Annotated in this window: 12 protein-coding genes; all 12 read left to right on the forward strand. The window is 42.3% G+C overall.

The window, feature by feature from the left end; all coding sequences use genetic code 11:
• Window positions 1-281: 281 nt before the first annotated feature.
• The 12 genes from AX660_RS10015 to uxaC all read left to right on the forward strand — a co-directional run bounded on the left by AX660_RS10015 (window position 282) and on the right by uxaC (window position 15,040).
• On the forward strand, window positions 282-2,807 hold the full coding sequence (locus AX660_RS10015; RefSeq protein WP_068376071.1) for a glycoside hydrolase family 88 protein: 2,526 nt from the start codon (window positions 282-284) through the stop codon (window positions 2,805-2,807).
• Window positions 2,808-2,827: 20 nt separating this feature from the next.
• Window positions 2,828-3,211: a VOC family protein gene (locus tag AX660_RS10020; RefSeq protein ID WP_068376073.1), complete on the forward strand. Its 384-nt coding sequence runs from the start codon at window positions 2,828-2,830 to the stop codon at window positions 3,209-3,211.
• An 818-nt stretch (window positions 3,212-4,029) separates the two neighbouring features.
• Entirely contained in the window at window positions 4,030-4,794 is a 765-nt protein-coding gene (locus AX660_RS10030; RefSeq protein ID WP_068376077.1) for an SDR family oxidoreductase, read from the forward strand.
• 13 nt (window positions 4,795-4,807) lie between these two features.
• Window positions 4,808-5,650: a 5-dehydro-4-deoxy-D-glucuronate isomerase gene (gene kduI, locus AX660_RS10035; protein WP_068376079.1), complete on the forward strand. Its 843-nt coding sequence runs from the start codon at window positions 4,808-4,810 to the stop codon at window positions 5,648-5,650.
• 66 nt (window positions 5,651-5,716) lie between these two features.
• Window positions 5,717-6,691, forward strand: a complete 975-nt coding sequence (locus AX660_RS10040) for a TRAP transporter substrate-binding protein (RefSeq protein WP_407669386.1) — start codon at window positions 5,717-5,719, stop codon at window positions 6,689-6,691.
• An 8-nt stretch (window positions 6,692-6,699) separates the two neighbouring features.
• Entirely contained in the window at window positions 6,700-7,203 is a 504-nt protein-coding gene (locus tag AX660_RS10045; RefSeq protein WP_068376082.1) for a TRAP transporter small permease, read from the forward strand.
• Window positions 7,203-8,498, forward strand: coding sequence for a TRAP transporter large permease (locus tag AX660_RS10050; RefSeq protein ID WP_068376083.1), 1,296 nt, complete (start codon window positions 7,203-7,205; stop codon window positions 8,496-8,498). Before AX660_RS10045 ends, AX660_RS10050 begins: the two co-directional genes overlap by 1 nt.
• A 3-nt stretch (window positions 8,499-8,501) precedes the next feature.
• On the forward strand, window positions 8,502-9,284 hold the full coding sequence (locus AX660_RS10055; protein WP_068376084.1) for an IclR family transcriptional regulator: 783 nt from the start codon (window positions 8,502-8,504) through the stop codon (window positions 9,282-9,284).
• A gap of 89 nt (window positions 9,285-9,373) precedes the next feature.
• Entirely contained in the window at window positions 9,374-10,411 is a 1,038-nt protein-coding gene (locus tag AX660_RS10060) for a LacI family DNA-binding transcriptional regulator (RefSeq protein ID WP_407669387.1), read from the forward strand.
• A gap of 251 nt (window positions 10,412-10,662) precedes the next feature.
• Window positions 10,663-12,102, forward strand: a complete 1,440-nt coding sequence (locus AX660_RS10065) for a glycoside hydrolase family 28 protein (RefSeq protein ID WP_235594709.1) — start codon at window positions 10,663-10,665, stop codon at window positions 12,100-12,102.
• A 10-nt stretch (window positions 12,103-12,112) separates the two neighbouring features.
• A complete protein-coding gene (locus AX660_RS10070; protein WP_068376090.1) occupies window positions 12,113-13,591 on the forward strand; it encodes a UxaA family hydrolase in 1,479 nt (492 codons plus the stop codon).
• Window positions 13,592-13,612: 21 nt separating this feature from the next.
• On the forward strand, window positions 13,613-15,040 hold the full coding sequence (gene uxaC, locus AX660_RS10075) for a glucuronate isomerase (protein ID WP_068376092.1): 1,428 nt from the start codon (window positions 13,613-13,615) through the stop codon (window positions 15,038-15,040).
• The last annotated feature ends 2 nt before the right edge of the window (window positions 15,041-15,042 follow it).

Raw genomic sequence — 15,042 nt, forward strand, 5'->3', positions numbered from 1 at the left:
AATACATCACAGGGTTACCATTAAACCCAATGCTATTGAGTGTAAAAATATGCCTTTAGGTAAGATTGCTTGTTAAATCTATGCACAGACTTTCTATATTTAATTGACAAGTTCAAGGGCTGAATGTTAGCTTTTTATGCTACCGGTGGCATTAGGTTGGCGGTTTATTGATCGCAGACAATGTTACATAATTTACTTTTTACTACGCTGGTTGGATATTGATGCATGAAGCCAATAGCCAAATATAAAAGTGTTAGTCGCTTATTTTGGAGTTTTCTTAGATGAATCATTTCAATGTTAAAACAACCAGTGTTTTATTGTTAAGCACTTGCTTCGGTTTAGCGGGGTGCGGTCAGGCTAAAGACCCTCGGCTTGAAGATAATGCCAAAAGCAATCCAGATAAGACTGTTGTCGCGCAACTTGAATTAAGCAATCCTTCTCAGTTTAGCCGTTTGCAACAAGCTGTTTATGTAAGTTATTACGACTTAGGTTTAGCACAGGATGCTATTCCTCAACTTGAGGTTGTTGCTCAAGGCAAAACGATCCCGTCACAAAACATCGATAATGATTTTGATGGAAAAAATGATGGACTGCTATTTTTAAGTGACTTTACTGAAGGTCAAAATCAGTCGTATAAAATTTTACAGTCTGATAAAGCACCTTCGTTAAATGGCGTTAAATTAACTCAAGCAGAGATTTCATTAAAGGAAGGTGGAAGCTGGGTTGCGCATAGCAAACTACCTGATACGGCGTTTCAAGAATATGTTGGTGGGCAATTTAAAAACGTAAACTCTATCAGTCCTCCAAAGCATTATACCGACCATTCCAACTGGATCCGCTACGAAGGTCCTGGCATAGAATCTGATAAGGTGGGCTATCGCATATATTTGGACTGGCGTAATGGCTTCGATATTTTTGGCAAGTTGGTAGACAAACCTGTCTTGCAGAACGTTGGCTTAGATGGTTATGAGTCTTACCATCATAAAGAAGCTTGGGGTATGGATATCTTAAAAGTAGGTAGCTCGTTAGGCGCCGGCGGTTTTGGTTTGTGGCACAACAATGCTCTGTCTTTAGTAGACAAAACAGATGGTTTAACTGCCACTATTAATGAAAATGGCGATCTCCGCTCATCCTTTACTATTGATTATAAAGGCTGGGAAAGCACTGTTGGCAAACAAGATTTTAGCGCGCATTTTTCTATGCAAGGTGGCAGCCGTTTAGTTAAAGTCAACTTGGATCTAAGCAAAGCCCTTGATGCTATGGCTATTGGTGTCGTCAAACATCCCGATACGACGTTTATTAAAGGTAACATCGATATTACCGGTAAAGCCTATTCCTATATTGCAAGCTGGGGAAAGCAGAGTTTAGATGGCGAGAACTTGGGTATGGCGGTGTTTTTTCGCCAAGAATATCTACAAGATATTACCGAGGATGATAAAAACTACCTTGCTGTCGTTAACCCACTGGGACGTCCTACCGCTGAAAAACCACATGCACAAGAGTTAGAGTATTATTTTGCCGCTGTTTGGCAGCCTGAAAGTGGTATCGATTCTGCGGAAGATTTTGAGGTTTATCTTAAACAAGAAGCTGAAAAACTCACCATCAAACCAAGGTTGAGATTAACAACAACAGCATCCACCAAACTACAAGAGCAAACCTTGGCTGCAAATGTAGCCTTAGACTGGAGTGTCAGGTTAGCTGATGCTGAACTACATAGAAAAACCTTAAGTTATGCCCATGATGGTTGGGACGTTAACCGCCAGCGCAAACCTAAATTTGAATATGACATCGTAGGTCTTTATCCACAAAGTTACGATGAATTGGCTAAAGCCACTGGTAATAAAAGTTACAGCGATGTGTTGTATAAAGTAACGTCAACCTTTATTCAAGATGATGGTGGTATACAAGCATATTCATTTGATAGTTACAATATTGATAGTGTAGCGCCGGGCATGGCTTTACTTAGACTCTATCAACAAACGGGTGAAGATAAATATCGCAAAGCCGCTGACATATTACGTGAGCAACTCGCTTCTCAACCTAAAACCAGTGAAGGTGCCTTTTGGCACAAGAAAAAGTACACAGGTCAATTATGGCTTGATGGTGTGTATATGGGCATGCCTTTTTTAGCTGAATATTCAGCCATGTTTGAAGAGGGTCATAGTTTTGATGAAGTCATTAATGAATTTAGATTAACCCGTAAATATTTACGCGATGCTGATACCGGGCTTTATTACCACGCCTGGGATGAAAATAAACAACAGGTCTGGGCTAACAAAGACACGGGTTTATCTGGCATATTCTGGGGGCGGGGAGTTGGCTGGCTTTCAATGGCTTTAGTCGATACTTTAGATTTTATTCCTGAGCAAAATACCGAACAACGCAAAGTATTGCTCGATATGATCACGGAACTAGCGGTGAGCTTAGTCAAGTTTCAAGACCAGCAAACTCATACTTGGTGGCAGGTTATGGATAAACCAGAGGCTATTGGTAATTACCGTGAATCCTCAGCGTCTGCCATGTTTACTTACTTTTTTGCAAAAGCAGTTAATAAAGGTTATCTCGATGAGAGTTATCGTGCAGTAGCACTAGAAGCCTATCAAGGTTTGATTAATGAATTTACCTTAGTACATGCAGATGGTAGCGTGAGCATGACCAATCAGTGTTATGTGGCGGGTTTAGGCTTTGGGCGTGATGGTAGTTATCAATACTATATGTCCGAACCCGTTTGGACTAATGACATCAAAGGTAATTTTGCCTTTATATTAAGTGGTATTCAAATTGCTGAATTACTTAAGCCTCTATGACTTAAGGGAATGGACTGTATATGAGAATTGAACATTTTGCGTTTAACGTTAAAGACCCTATCGCCATCGCTGATTGGTACTGTGAGCACTTAGGTTTTAGCGTAAAACATAAATTTGATCGTGCGCCACATACACATTTCTTGGCAGACGAAACAGACAAGGTGATGATCGAAATTTATTGTAATCCGGCCGATCAAGTTCCTGATTATGCCAATATGGATCCACTTATCGTGCATCTGGCCTTTGTTTCTGTGGATCCTGAGGCCGATGCGGCAAGATTAGTATCAGCAGGTGCGCGTGTTGTTGACGACGTTAAGTTAAAAGATGGCTCTCATCTAAAAATGCTTAAAGACCCCTGGGGTTTTTCAATTCAACTGTGTAAACGCGGCACACCAATGGTGTGAGTCTGACAAGAATGTCCAGTTCAGATCTTATACTATTTGATGGAACATAATGTTATGTCTAGTTTCTTCGCAGGTTTATCGCTGTATTTTGTGTTGTATCTGTTAATGGCTGGGGTCTTTGTAGAGCAAACAGTAATAATAAAAGCTTTGGTTTAAATTCACTAGGTGTACAAAGCGGCCAATTTATAAAAGTCACTAATCTTGCTAGCGAGGTTGCTTACCAAGGAGATGTTTATCTTCATGATAATCAAGTACTTAATCTTATGGGTAAATCCACGCCACCCAGTCAAGGTTGCATCACTAATCTGACTGCCCCCTGTTTGGCCTACAGGCTTCAAATCATTTTCGTGCTTCCCAAGTTGAGGTAAAGCTATTAAATAAAGTGGGTGCCAAGCCATGGCAAAGAGATCCTATAGCTCAGCGTATTGTTGATTCTGTATTAAATAGAACAGGGAGGCAAATCGATAGTTGGTTAACATTTTTTGAACTTTAGTTTTTTATCTCACCATTCCAACTTAAGTTTTAAGCATCAAACTATTTACCATTTTAGCTTTACATGTTGCGGTTCTACTTAAAATACACCTCATAGTTAGAAAATAGTTGACAATTTGCCACCGGTGGCAAAGAATCCCTATCTATTGTAAGTATATTGTTAACTTGATGTGGTTTGTAAGTTGCCCTAATAATTTGATGATGTTCTAAAAATCATGCAATATTCATATCTGGAACATTGTGTTGTTATATGAACTAAAGTTCTCGTCAATCATTTTGCGTTAGGGTCATACTAGAAGCTCATAATTAACTTAAGGTAAAAACTAATGAATTTGTCGGCGTTTTCTTTAGAACATAAATGGGCATTGGTAACTGGTGCTAGTCGTGGTTTAGGCCAAGCCATTGCCATTGGTTTGGCAGAGGCAGGAGCGAATGTAATTTGTGCCAGTTCACGTGCTAATGGTTGTGATGAAACTTTAGCGGCAATTATCAGCAAAGGGGTGAAAGGCTTCGCATTGGCGGCAGACTTATCCAATGAAGATGCTGTGCGTCAATTGGCTGCTGAGGCCCGCTCAATATCCGGTGGCATTAACATCTTAGTTAATAATGGTGGAACCATATTTCGTCAACCAGCTGTTGAGTATTCTATGCCAGAATGGCGCAGAGTATTACAAGTCAATTTAGATTCCGCGTTTCTGTTGAGCCAAGAAGTTGGCAAGGACATGATTGCCAATAAAAGCGGCAAAATTATTAACATCGCGTCTATGTTGTCTTTCAGCGGTGGCATGACAGTCCCTGCGTATACCGCCAGTAAACATGCCATTGCTGGTGTGACTAAAGCCTTAGCCAATGAATGGGCGCAGTTTAATATTCAAGTTAACGCCATCGCTCCGGGTTATTTCAAAACAGATAACACCGCGGCCTTACAAAGCAATGAAGTACGCAATAAAGAAATTACCCAACGTATTCCAGCAGGATACTGGGGCGAACCTGAGCATTTGCAAGGGGCAGCAGTATTTTTAGCCGGTAAAGCCAGCGATTATGTTAATGGCCACATTCTGGCCGTTGATGGCGGCTGGTTAGCAAGATAAGGACTAGGTATAGATGACTACTGAATACGAAGTGCGTTATGCCATCGGGCAACGCGAAGCAAAAGGCTACGATACTCAAGCGCTTAGACGGGAGTTTTTAGTCGAAAACTGTATGCAAAACGACAAGATTTATTGGGTATACAGCCACTATGAACGTTTTATGGTGGGGGGCGCCGTGCCCGTTACTCAATCGTTAAAATTAGAAACCATTGACGCGCTTAAATCTGCCGAGTTTTTAGCTCGTCGAGAACTCGGTATTATTAACGTGGGTGGCGAAGGCACGGTTACCGTTGGTGAGCAGTCTTTTACCTTGGCTAAAGAGGAGGCACTGTACATTGGCCAAACTACAGAGTCTGTGACTTTCAACTCGACAGATAAGAGTAACCCTGCTCGTTTCTACTTAAATTCTGCGCCAGCACATCACGCGTTCCCGCATAAAAAAATCGGGAAAACTGACGCTAATGTCTTACATATGGGCAGTCAGGCCACCTCCAATGAGCGTGATATCAATCAATTATTGATCAATACCGTCGTGCAAACGTGCCAGTTGCAAATGGGTTTAACCCGTTTAGCGCAGGGCAGTGTATGGAATACCATGCCTGCTCATCAGCACGACAGGCGTAACGAAGTGTATTTCTATTTTGATATCGCCTCTCCCCAAGCGGTTTGCCATTTTATGGGGGAGCCTACAGAAACTCGTCATCTATGGGTGACAAATGAAAGTGCAGTACTCTCTCCACCTTGGTCAATTCATTGTGGTGTAGGTACGGGTAATTATGCCTTTATCTGGGGCATGGCCGGCGAAAACCTTGATTATGATGATATGGATAAATATCAGCCTAACCAATTGCGTTAATAACTGATAACTGGAGATAGACTTATGAAGTACTTCAGGCTTGGCGGCAGACGTTCATTATTTGGATTGAGCTCGCTAGTTGGAATAACCACAGTGGTAGGAATGGTACTGACCTTAAGTGCCTGTAGCAAAACGAACGATACCGTTATTTTGCGCTTAGGCCATTCTTTAGATACCCAACATACGGTGCATAAAGCCATGGTGCATTTAGGGGAGCGCCTTGATTTTTATTCCAACGGAAGTATGCAAGTTCTTATCTATCCCAGTAGTCAGTTAGGCTCGGAACGACAAATGGTTGAACTGCTGCAGATTGGCAGTTTGGCCATGACCAAAGTATCGGCCAGTCCGCTAGAAGGATTTGTGCCTGAAATGCAGTTATTCAGTATCCCTTATGTATTTCGTGACAGAGACCATTTTTGGAAAGTCCTTAACAGCGATTTAGGTAAAGCATTGTTAAAAGGTACTGAAAATGTGCGTCTAAAAGGATTGGGGTATTACGATGCGGGTAGCCGCAGTTTTTACACGACTAATGCACCGGTTCATTCACCGGCTGATTTACAAGGTAAAAAGATCCGCGTGCTTAACAGCCCAACCGCTGTGCGTACTGTTAAAGCATTAGGTGGCGCTGCCACGCCAGTGTCTTGGGGCGAGTTATATACTGCATTGCAACAAGGCGTAGTAGATGGGGCTGAAAACAATCCACCTAGTTATTACCTGTCTCGTCACTATGAAATATCCCGATATTACACCTTAGATGAACATACCTCGGTACCCGATGTGATGTTAGCTAGTTTAAAAGTGTGGGATTCACTCACAGCACAACAACAAAATTGGCTGAGTATGGCCATGGCAGACTCAGTTGAGTATCAAAAGACATTGTGGCAACAAGCCTCTGATGAAGCCTTAGCTGCGGTAAAAGAAGCCGGTGTTGAGGTTATTTATCCTGACAAACAGTTGTTCCGCGACGCCGTCAAAGAATTCCATCAGTCTTTTGCTGGGACTGAAGTAGGCAAAATCATGCAACAAATTGATCAAATGTAGGCACACCAATGAATTCACTTATTAAGTATTTAGATAAAACACTGGCCTTAGCCCTAATGACGGTGATGGCTTGCATTCTGTTATGTGTCAGTTGGCAGGTCATCTCTCGTTACATGTTAAAAGATCCTAGCTCAGTGACAGAAGAGCTAGCCCGTTTTTTACTGATTTGGGTCGGTATGTTAGGAGCGGTTTATGCCTATCGTACTAATAGCCATCTAGGTTTGAATATCGTATTAGATAAAATGTCAGCAAATACTAAAAAAGCTACGCTGGTATTAATTCAACTTTTGGTGATTGTATTTTCCGCTTTGGTGCTGGTTTTTGGTGGTTATGAGTTAGTAGATTTAACCCTAGAGCTCAAACAGATATCCGCAGCCCTTAGCATTAATATGGGCATTGTTTATATGGTCTTACCCATTTCTGGGGGCTTACTCATTCTTTATTCGCTGGTTAATCTGAGTGAAATATTCAATGGAAAATTGATTGAAAGTGCGACACAGGAGTCAGTGTAATGGGCATGACAGCTTTTGTATTACTGTTAGTATTTTTTATCCTGTTGATTTTAAGTGTACCTATCTCTTTTAGCATCGGTATCGCCACTTTAGTCACCATGTTAATGAGCATGGACTTGACCCCAGCGGTCACCACTATTGCTCAGCGCATGGCGGGCGGTTTAGACAGTTTTGCCTTGTTAGCCATTCCATTTTTTGTCTTGTCTGGCCTTATTATGGGGCAAGGAGGCATTGCTAAACGGCTTATTGAATTTGCGATGGCACTCATTGGAGCTCTTCCCGGTGGACTCGCCTTGGTTAACGTGGTTTCTTGTATGTTGTTTGGTGCCATTTCGGGCTCTGCCGTAGCCGCCACCTCGGCCATCGGTAGTTTTATGTTACCCGAGATGAAAAAGCAGGGTTATGATCCTAATTTTTCTGCTGCGGTAACCGCGGCCGCCGCCACCACAGGCATGTTAATTCCGCCCAGTAACATTTTGATTATCTATGCTATCGCCAGTGGCGGTGTTTCAATTGCCGCTTTATTTATGGCGGGCTATTTGCCTGGCATTATGGTCGGTCTGGCGCTAATGGTCGTGTGCATGATTTACGCAAAGCGTAAAGGTTATCCTACCGGCGCCAGATTACCCTTAAGAGTGGTGGCTAAATGCTGTCTTGCTGCTATCCCTAGTTTGTTTCTTATATTTTTGGTCATTGGTGGCATCATCGGCGGTATTTTTACTGCCACCGAAGCAGGTGCTATCGCGGTATTTTATTCGATGTTTTTATCCATGGGCGTCTATCGCGAAGTTAAAATGAGCGAGTTTCCTGCTTTGTTGTTAAAATCCGCTGAAACCACCGCCATCGTATTGTTGTTAATTGGTTCTTCCACTGCAATGTCGTGGTTACTATCATTTGAAAATATTCCCCAAACCTTCAGTGACTTTTTATTGGCCTTGAGTGACAACCCCATCATTATTTTATTGTTGATCAATATTGTATTAATTGTGGTAGGCGCATTTTTGGATATGACACCGGCAGTATTAATATTTACTCCTATATTTTTGCCTGTTGCTATGGCGCTTGGTATGTCGCCTTTACAGTTTGGTATCATGATGGTATTAAATCTGTCGATTGGTTTGTGCTCTCCGCCCGTGGGAGCAGTCCTCTTTGTGACCTGCGCTATTGCTAAAACCAAACTGGAGAATATTATCAAACCACTCATTCCCTTATATTTCGCCATGTTTGTCGTATTGATGTTGGTGACTTATGTACCTTGGGTAAGTGAAGCTTTCCCTCGTTGGTTAGGATTATAATTTATGGAACGTTATTTAATTCCGGGCGTGGTGCACGCCTGTGATCTCATCAGAATGTTGGCTAAACATGACAAAGGGATGACCTCACAACAGATAGAAATTGCCTTGGCGTTGCCACGTACGACGGTATTCAGATTGTTACGCACTTTGTGTGCACAACAAATGATTGAAAAACGTGAGAAAAAATATTTTTGTGGTGCAGATTTAATGAATATCGGTTTGCAAATCATTAATTCAGACCGCATGCATCAGATTGCTATTCCTCATATACAACGTTTAGCCTTAAAAACAGGCCATACTGCGCATTTGGCTGTGCCTCACCATGGTACTGCTTTGATCGTTGAAGTGTTTGACAGCCCTCATCCCTTAAAAGTCGCGAGTCGTCCCGGTATGCGGGCCTTAATGCACTGTTCATCAACGGGTAAAGTGTTTTTAGCCTTTTTGTATTATGACAACTTGGACTTGATGTTTGAGAGCAAAGAATTAGAAAAGTTAACCAGCAAAACCATTAGTGATATTCCCAGTTTGCGCAAAGAACTACAGGGTGTCATGGCATTAGGTTATGCCGTTGATGATCAAGAATATAATATGGATGTAAGATGTGTTGCCGCCCCTGTGCGAGATAATCGTGGTGTTGTCGTTGCGGCAGTAGGTATAACGGCGCCTGCCACGTCATTCAGTAAGTCGCAAATTCCTGCGATGGCTGCACAAGTAAAAGAAGCAGCTTGTGCGATTTATAAAGACACCTACCAGTTAGCCGCGGAACAAAGAATAAAAGTCGGATGATTATCATAAATACCAAATACTTAGGCTTAACTGATATCATTAATTTAATGTACTTAAATGTGTAATTACCTGATCGTAATTTAGGAAAAATAATGAGTGAAAAAAAGCCAACGATAAATGATGTCGCCAGAGAAGCGGGCGTGTCAAAACGTACTGTGTCTCGGGTTATTAATGGTTCTACAAATGTAGGTCCAAAAACGTTGGAACTTATTCAGCAGGTAATTGATCGTTTAGATTATTCACCAGATAAACAGGCGAGAGGACTGGCGTCGAGTCGCTCCTATTTGCTTGGCCTAATTTACGATAACCCGGATGCACTTTATATCGATCAGGTGCAGCGTGGAGTATTAAATATTTGTTCGAGTAAAGGTTACGAACTGGTTGTTCATCCTTGCAAGTATAACAGTACCGATTTGGTTAAGAATTGTCTGAGTTTTATCCGTCGTTCGAACATTGATGGTGTGATTGTATTGCCACCTGTGTCGGAATCAAAAGATCTTGCGGCAGCCTTGCGTGAGGCCGGGCATTGTTATGTAAGAATGGCATCGGTTGATTTAGATGATCATACCAATATTGTGGTGTCTGATGAGCGTGCTGCCATGAGTGAAATGGCACGATATATCGTATCTTTAGGCCACAAAAACATCGGGTTTATTACTGGTCCATTAAATTATTATTCCTCAATCGAACGACTTGAAGGTTTTCGCAATACCCTTGTGCAATTGGGGATAGGTTTAGATGAGGCCAAGGTGGTCGAAGGACAAAATAGTTATCAGAGCGGTCAGGACGGCGCTCAACAACTATTGCAGCTTGCCGACCGACCTTCCGCAATATTTGCCAACAATGATGAAATGGCTGCAGGGGTGTTAAGGGTGGCTCATCAATTGGGTATTAAAGTCCCAGAACAACTATCAATAGCGGGGTTTGATGACAACATATTGGCATCCAGAATTATCCCTTCATTAACAACTATTCAAAGACCCGTAGGGGCAATGGCTTCATTAGCAGCCCATAAAATTATTCAGTCCGTTGAAAAAAATATCGTTGAAAGTGTTGATAAAGAGTTTTTAGTTAAACCTCATTTAATTATTCGTGAATCAACAAGTGCGCCAACTGCAGTGGATTAACAGTAGCAATATTGACCTAAGATGATTTAGCTATTCATCTGGCGGTTACGACAACATTTTTTGTTAAAAAAACGTAAGCAAGGTATGGGTTTAATTGACGTGAGTACCTTATAATTATATATTGCCACCGGTGGCAATATGTTTGGGTATGGATGGCAAGTGATTTGACAATTGGTTTGCCATATAAGAGTGAATTGTTTTAAGTGATTGCGAACAAATTTAAGAATTAACAAAAGAGGATGAAAGTAATTATGCAAAGGCGAGGATTTCTTAAAACCGCATTAGCAAGCTGTATAGTTACGGTATTGCCTGGCTGTGTTGTTCATCACAATACTTCTAGTCAAGTTATACAGGATAAATGGCTACAAGCTGCACAAATTCGTCAGAGCATTCAAACGACTACTTTTGCTGATGTTGATTTTAATGTGTTTGATTACGGTGCCGTAGCGGACGCTCAACATGATAATACCGAGGCATTTGCTCAAGCAATTGCGGCTTGTCATCAGGCCGGTGGTGGCCGAGTTATTGTTCCCTCAGGTAATTATTTAAGTGCTGCTATCCATTTAAAATCCAATGTTAATCTGCATATCCAAAAAGATGCCGTTATCCGTTTTATTACGCAGCCTGAACGTTATCTTCCTGCCGTTATGACCCGTTGGGAAGGCGTAGAGTTAATGGGGTATTCCCCCTTAATTTATGCCTTCGAGCAAGAAAATGTCGCGGTAACGGGGGAAGGTACGATAGACGGGGGGGCTGATGATGAAACTTGGTGGCCATGGAAAGGACCTCATAAAGAAGCCCATTGGCGCATCGACCCAGAAGAGTTAAGTCAAAAACCTGCCAGAACCCAACTATTTGCTGACGCCGAAGCCGGTGTCCCCGTAGAGCAACGTGTCTATGCGGATGGCTCGTTTTTACGACCTGCATTTTTACAAACTTATCGCTGCAAGCGGGTATTAATTCAAGGCATTACAGTGATCAATTCACCGTTTTGGCTCATTCATCCGGTGTTGTGTGAAGACGTAATAGTTAGAGGCGTAACCTGTCGTAGTCACGGTCCAAACAACGATGGTTGCGATCCTGAATCTTGTAACCGAGTGCTAATTGAAGATTGCATTTTTGATACCGGCGACGATTGCATCGCACTTAAATCGGGCCGTAACGTTGATGGACGGCGGTTAAAAACTCCCATTGAAAACGTACTAGTCAAAAATTGCCAAATGAAAGATGGTCATGGTGGTTTAGTTATCGGTAGTGAAATATCCGGTGGTGCGAGAAATATCTTCATGGAAGACAGTGTGATGAGCAGTCCTGAACTCGAGCGAGCCATTCGTATTAAAACCAACTCAATCAGAGGCGGTTTAATCGAAAACATTAACGTTCGAAACGTTAATGTGGGTCAGGTTAAAGATGCCATCGTGATTAATTTTTTGTATGAAGAAGGCGACGCCGGACAATTTGATCCAGTGGTCAGAGACATCAATATCAGTAATTTTACCGTTGAAAATGCAAATCATGCCTTGTTTATCAAAGGTTTTGAGCGTGCACCGATTGTTGGGCTGACCTTAGATAACTGTCAGTTTAAACAAGTCAAGAATGCCCATGTGGTTGAGCACGTTAAGCAATTAAAGCTGAACCATGTGTTGGTAGCAGATATTCCTTTGTTGGCCAAAGATTTGGTCAGTATGTGAGAGCAGAAAAATGAAGGCCTTATTAAAAATCCACACTAACGATAACGTTGCAGTAGCAACCCGAGATCTTGCATGTGGAGAACGTTTTACAGAGTTTAACCTTGAGTTGTTAGAGGCAATCCCGAAAGGCCACAAAGTTGCCTTAGTTGATATTGCCGCCCAAAACAAAGTCATGAAGTACGGCTTTGAAATAGGTAATACTCAGGTGGATGTGAAAGCAGGGCAGCACCTGCATAGCCATAATTTGAAAACCAATTTAAGTGATGGTCAGCAATATAATTATTTACCCAGTTTAAGCAATGCCACTCACAAATTACAGAACGCTAGTTTTAAGGGTTTTCGTCGCGCCAACGGCAAAGTGGGGATCCGCAATGAAGTATGGATCATCAATACTGTGGGTTGTGTAAATCGTACGGCCGAAAAAATTGCACAAATTTGCAGTCAGCGCTTTTTTGGTCAGGCCGATGCTTTTGTGGCCTTTACTCATCCTTATGGTTGTTCACAACTCGGTGATGATTTAAAAGATACACGTGCAATTTTAGCCTCATTGCTAAACCATCCTAACGCTGGTGCTGTTTTAGTTGTTGGTTTAGGTTGTGAAAACAACCAGATGGCAGCTTTGCTTGATGCCGCGGGTGATTATGATAAAAACAGAGTGAAATATTATAATTCCCAACAGGTCGGTGATGAGATAGAAACCGGTGTGGCGGCGATTGCAGAAATGCTGCCCTTGTTAGCACAGGATAAACGCGTTGATTGTCCCGCCAGTGAATTAGTGCTTGGCATGAAATGTGGTGGTTCAGATGCCTTTAGTGGTATCACTGCCAATCCTTTGGTAGGGCGCATGGCTGATCGCATTACCCTCGAAGGTGGTACCGCGTTATTGACCGAAACCCCCGAAATGTTTGGTGCCGAGCAAATTTTAATGAATCGCGCCAAAGATCAACAAACTTTTAGTCAAATTGTTGATTTAGTTAATGAATTTAAACAATATTTTATTGATCACAATCAGCCTATTTATGAAAATCCTTCTCCTGGCAATAAAGCGGGCGGTTTAACTACCTTGGAAGAAAAGTCCCTTGGGGCAATTCAAAAAGGCGGCCAAGCCACGGTTAATCAGGTATTGGATTATGGTCAGCCTTTGACGAGCAAAGGCTTAGTGTTGCTGCAAGCCCCTGGCAATGATGCGGTATCGTCTACCGCACTGGCTGCTAGTGGTGCCCACTTAGTTTTGTTTACTACTGGTCGCGGTACACCTCTTGGTTTTCCGGTACCAACAGTAAAAATCTCGTCTAATTCCGATTTGGCCGAACGTAAACCTCACTGGATTGATTTTAATGCCGGCATGGTACTTGATGGTGTGAGTATGGATGACTGTGCAGAGCAATTTTTTGAGAAATTACTGAGTTTTGCTTCTGGCCAATTAACTAAAAACGAAATAAACGAATGCCGCGAAATCGCTATTTGGAAACGTGGCGTAACGCTCTAAAGAATTTACAAGGAGCCTTTAATGGTTAACTCTACAACACTACATCTTCATCCTGATCGTCTTTTCCCTAGCGATGAAAAAGTCAGGTCAATTGCACGCAATTTATATGAGCAAATCAAAGATTTACCCATCATCAGCCCCCACGGACATACCGATCCTCGCTGGTTTGCTTATGATGAACCCTTTGGTAATGCCTCAGAATTACTCATTCGTCCCGATCACTATGTATTCAGAATGTTATATAGCCAAGGGATCAGTTTAGAGTCTTTAGGTATACGTCGTCAGGACGGTGCAACGGTTGAACAGGACCCACGTAAAATTTGGCATTTGCTGGCAAAAAATTATCATTTGTTTCGTGGCACACCGTCACGCATCTGGTTAGATACGGTATTCCATGATGTCTTTGGTTTACGTACTATGTTGAACGAAAAGTCTGCTGATTTATATTATGACCACATCACAGAGATGTTAACAACGCCGGCATTTCGCCCACGCGCTTTAATGGACAGATTTAATATTGAATTGATCTGTACCACAGAAGGCGCTTTGGACACCTTACCCCATCATCAAGCGATGCAAGGTACCCCCATGCAAAGCCGCGTGATCACCAGTTTCCGCCCTGATGATGTGGTTGATGCTTCCCGTGAAGACTTTGTTGAAAACATCCAAAAACTGGCTGAATTAACTGGTCAGGATACTCAGTCATGGACGGGATATTTACAAGCGCTTAGATTGCGCCGTGAATACTTCCGAACTTTAGGTGCAACGGCTACTGACCATGGTCATCCTACTGCACGGACGGCTAATTTGTCGGTGTCTGAGTGCGAAAAATTATTTGCGATTTGTTTGAGTGGTCAATCTTCTGAAGAACAACAAGAATTGTTCAGAGCGCAAATGTTGACAGAACTGGCTGGCATGAGTATTGAAGATGGCATGGTGATGCAAATTCACCCAGGTGCTCATCGTAATCATAACTCGGTTATTTTTAATAACTTTGGTCGTGATAAAGGCGCGGATATCCCCTCACAAACAGAATATGTACAAGCCCTTAAACCCATGCTGGAAAAATACGGAAATGATCCACGTTTAAGCATCATCTTATTTACTTTAGATGAAACCACCTATGCGCGTGAGCTTGCACCGCTTGCAGGTCATTATCCAAGTCTCAAGCTTGGGCCAGCGTGGTGGTTCCACGACAGTCCTGAAGGCATGATCCGCTTCCGTCATCAAACCACTGAAACCGCTGGTTTCTACAACACTGTTGGTTTTAACGATGATACTCGGGCGTTTTTATCTATTCCTGCCCGTCATGATGTGGCGAGACGAATTGATTGTCGTTTTCTCGCTGAGCTGATTTCTCAGCATAGAATTAATGAGGATGAGGGTGTTGAACTGGCCTTTGACTTAACTTACCGATTAGCTAAAAAAGCCTACAAGCTTGACAAATAGAG

It is taken from the genome of Paraglaciecola hydrolytica (genome assembly GCF_001565895.1).
GTDB lineage: Bacteria > Pseudomonadota > Gammaproteobacteria > Enterobacterales > Alteromonadaceae > Paraglaciecola > Paraglaciecola hydrolytica.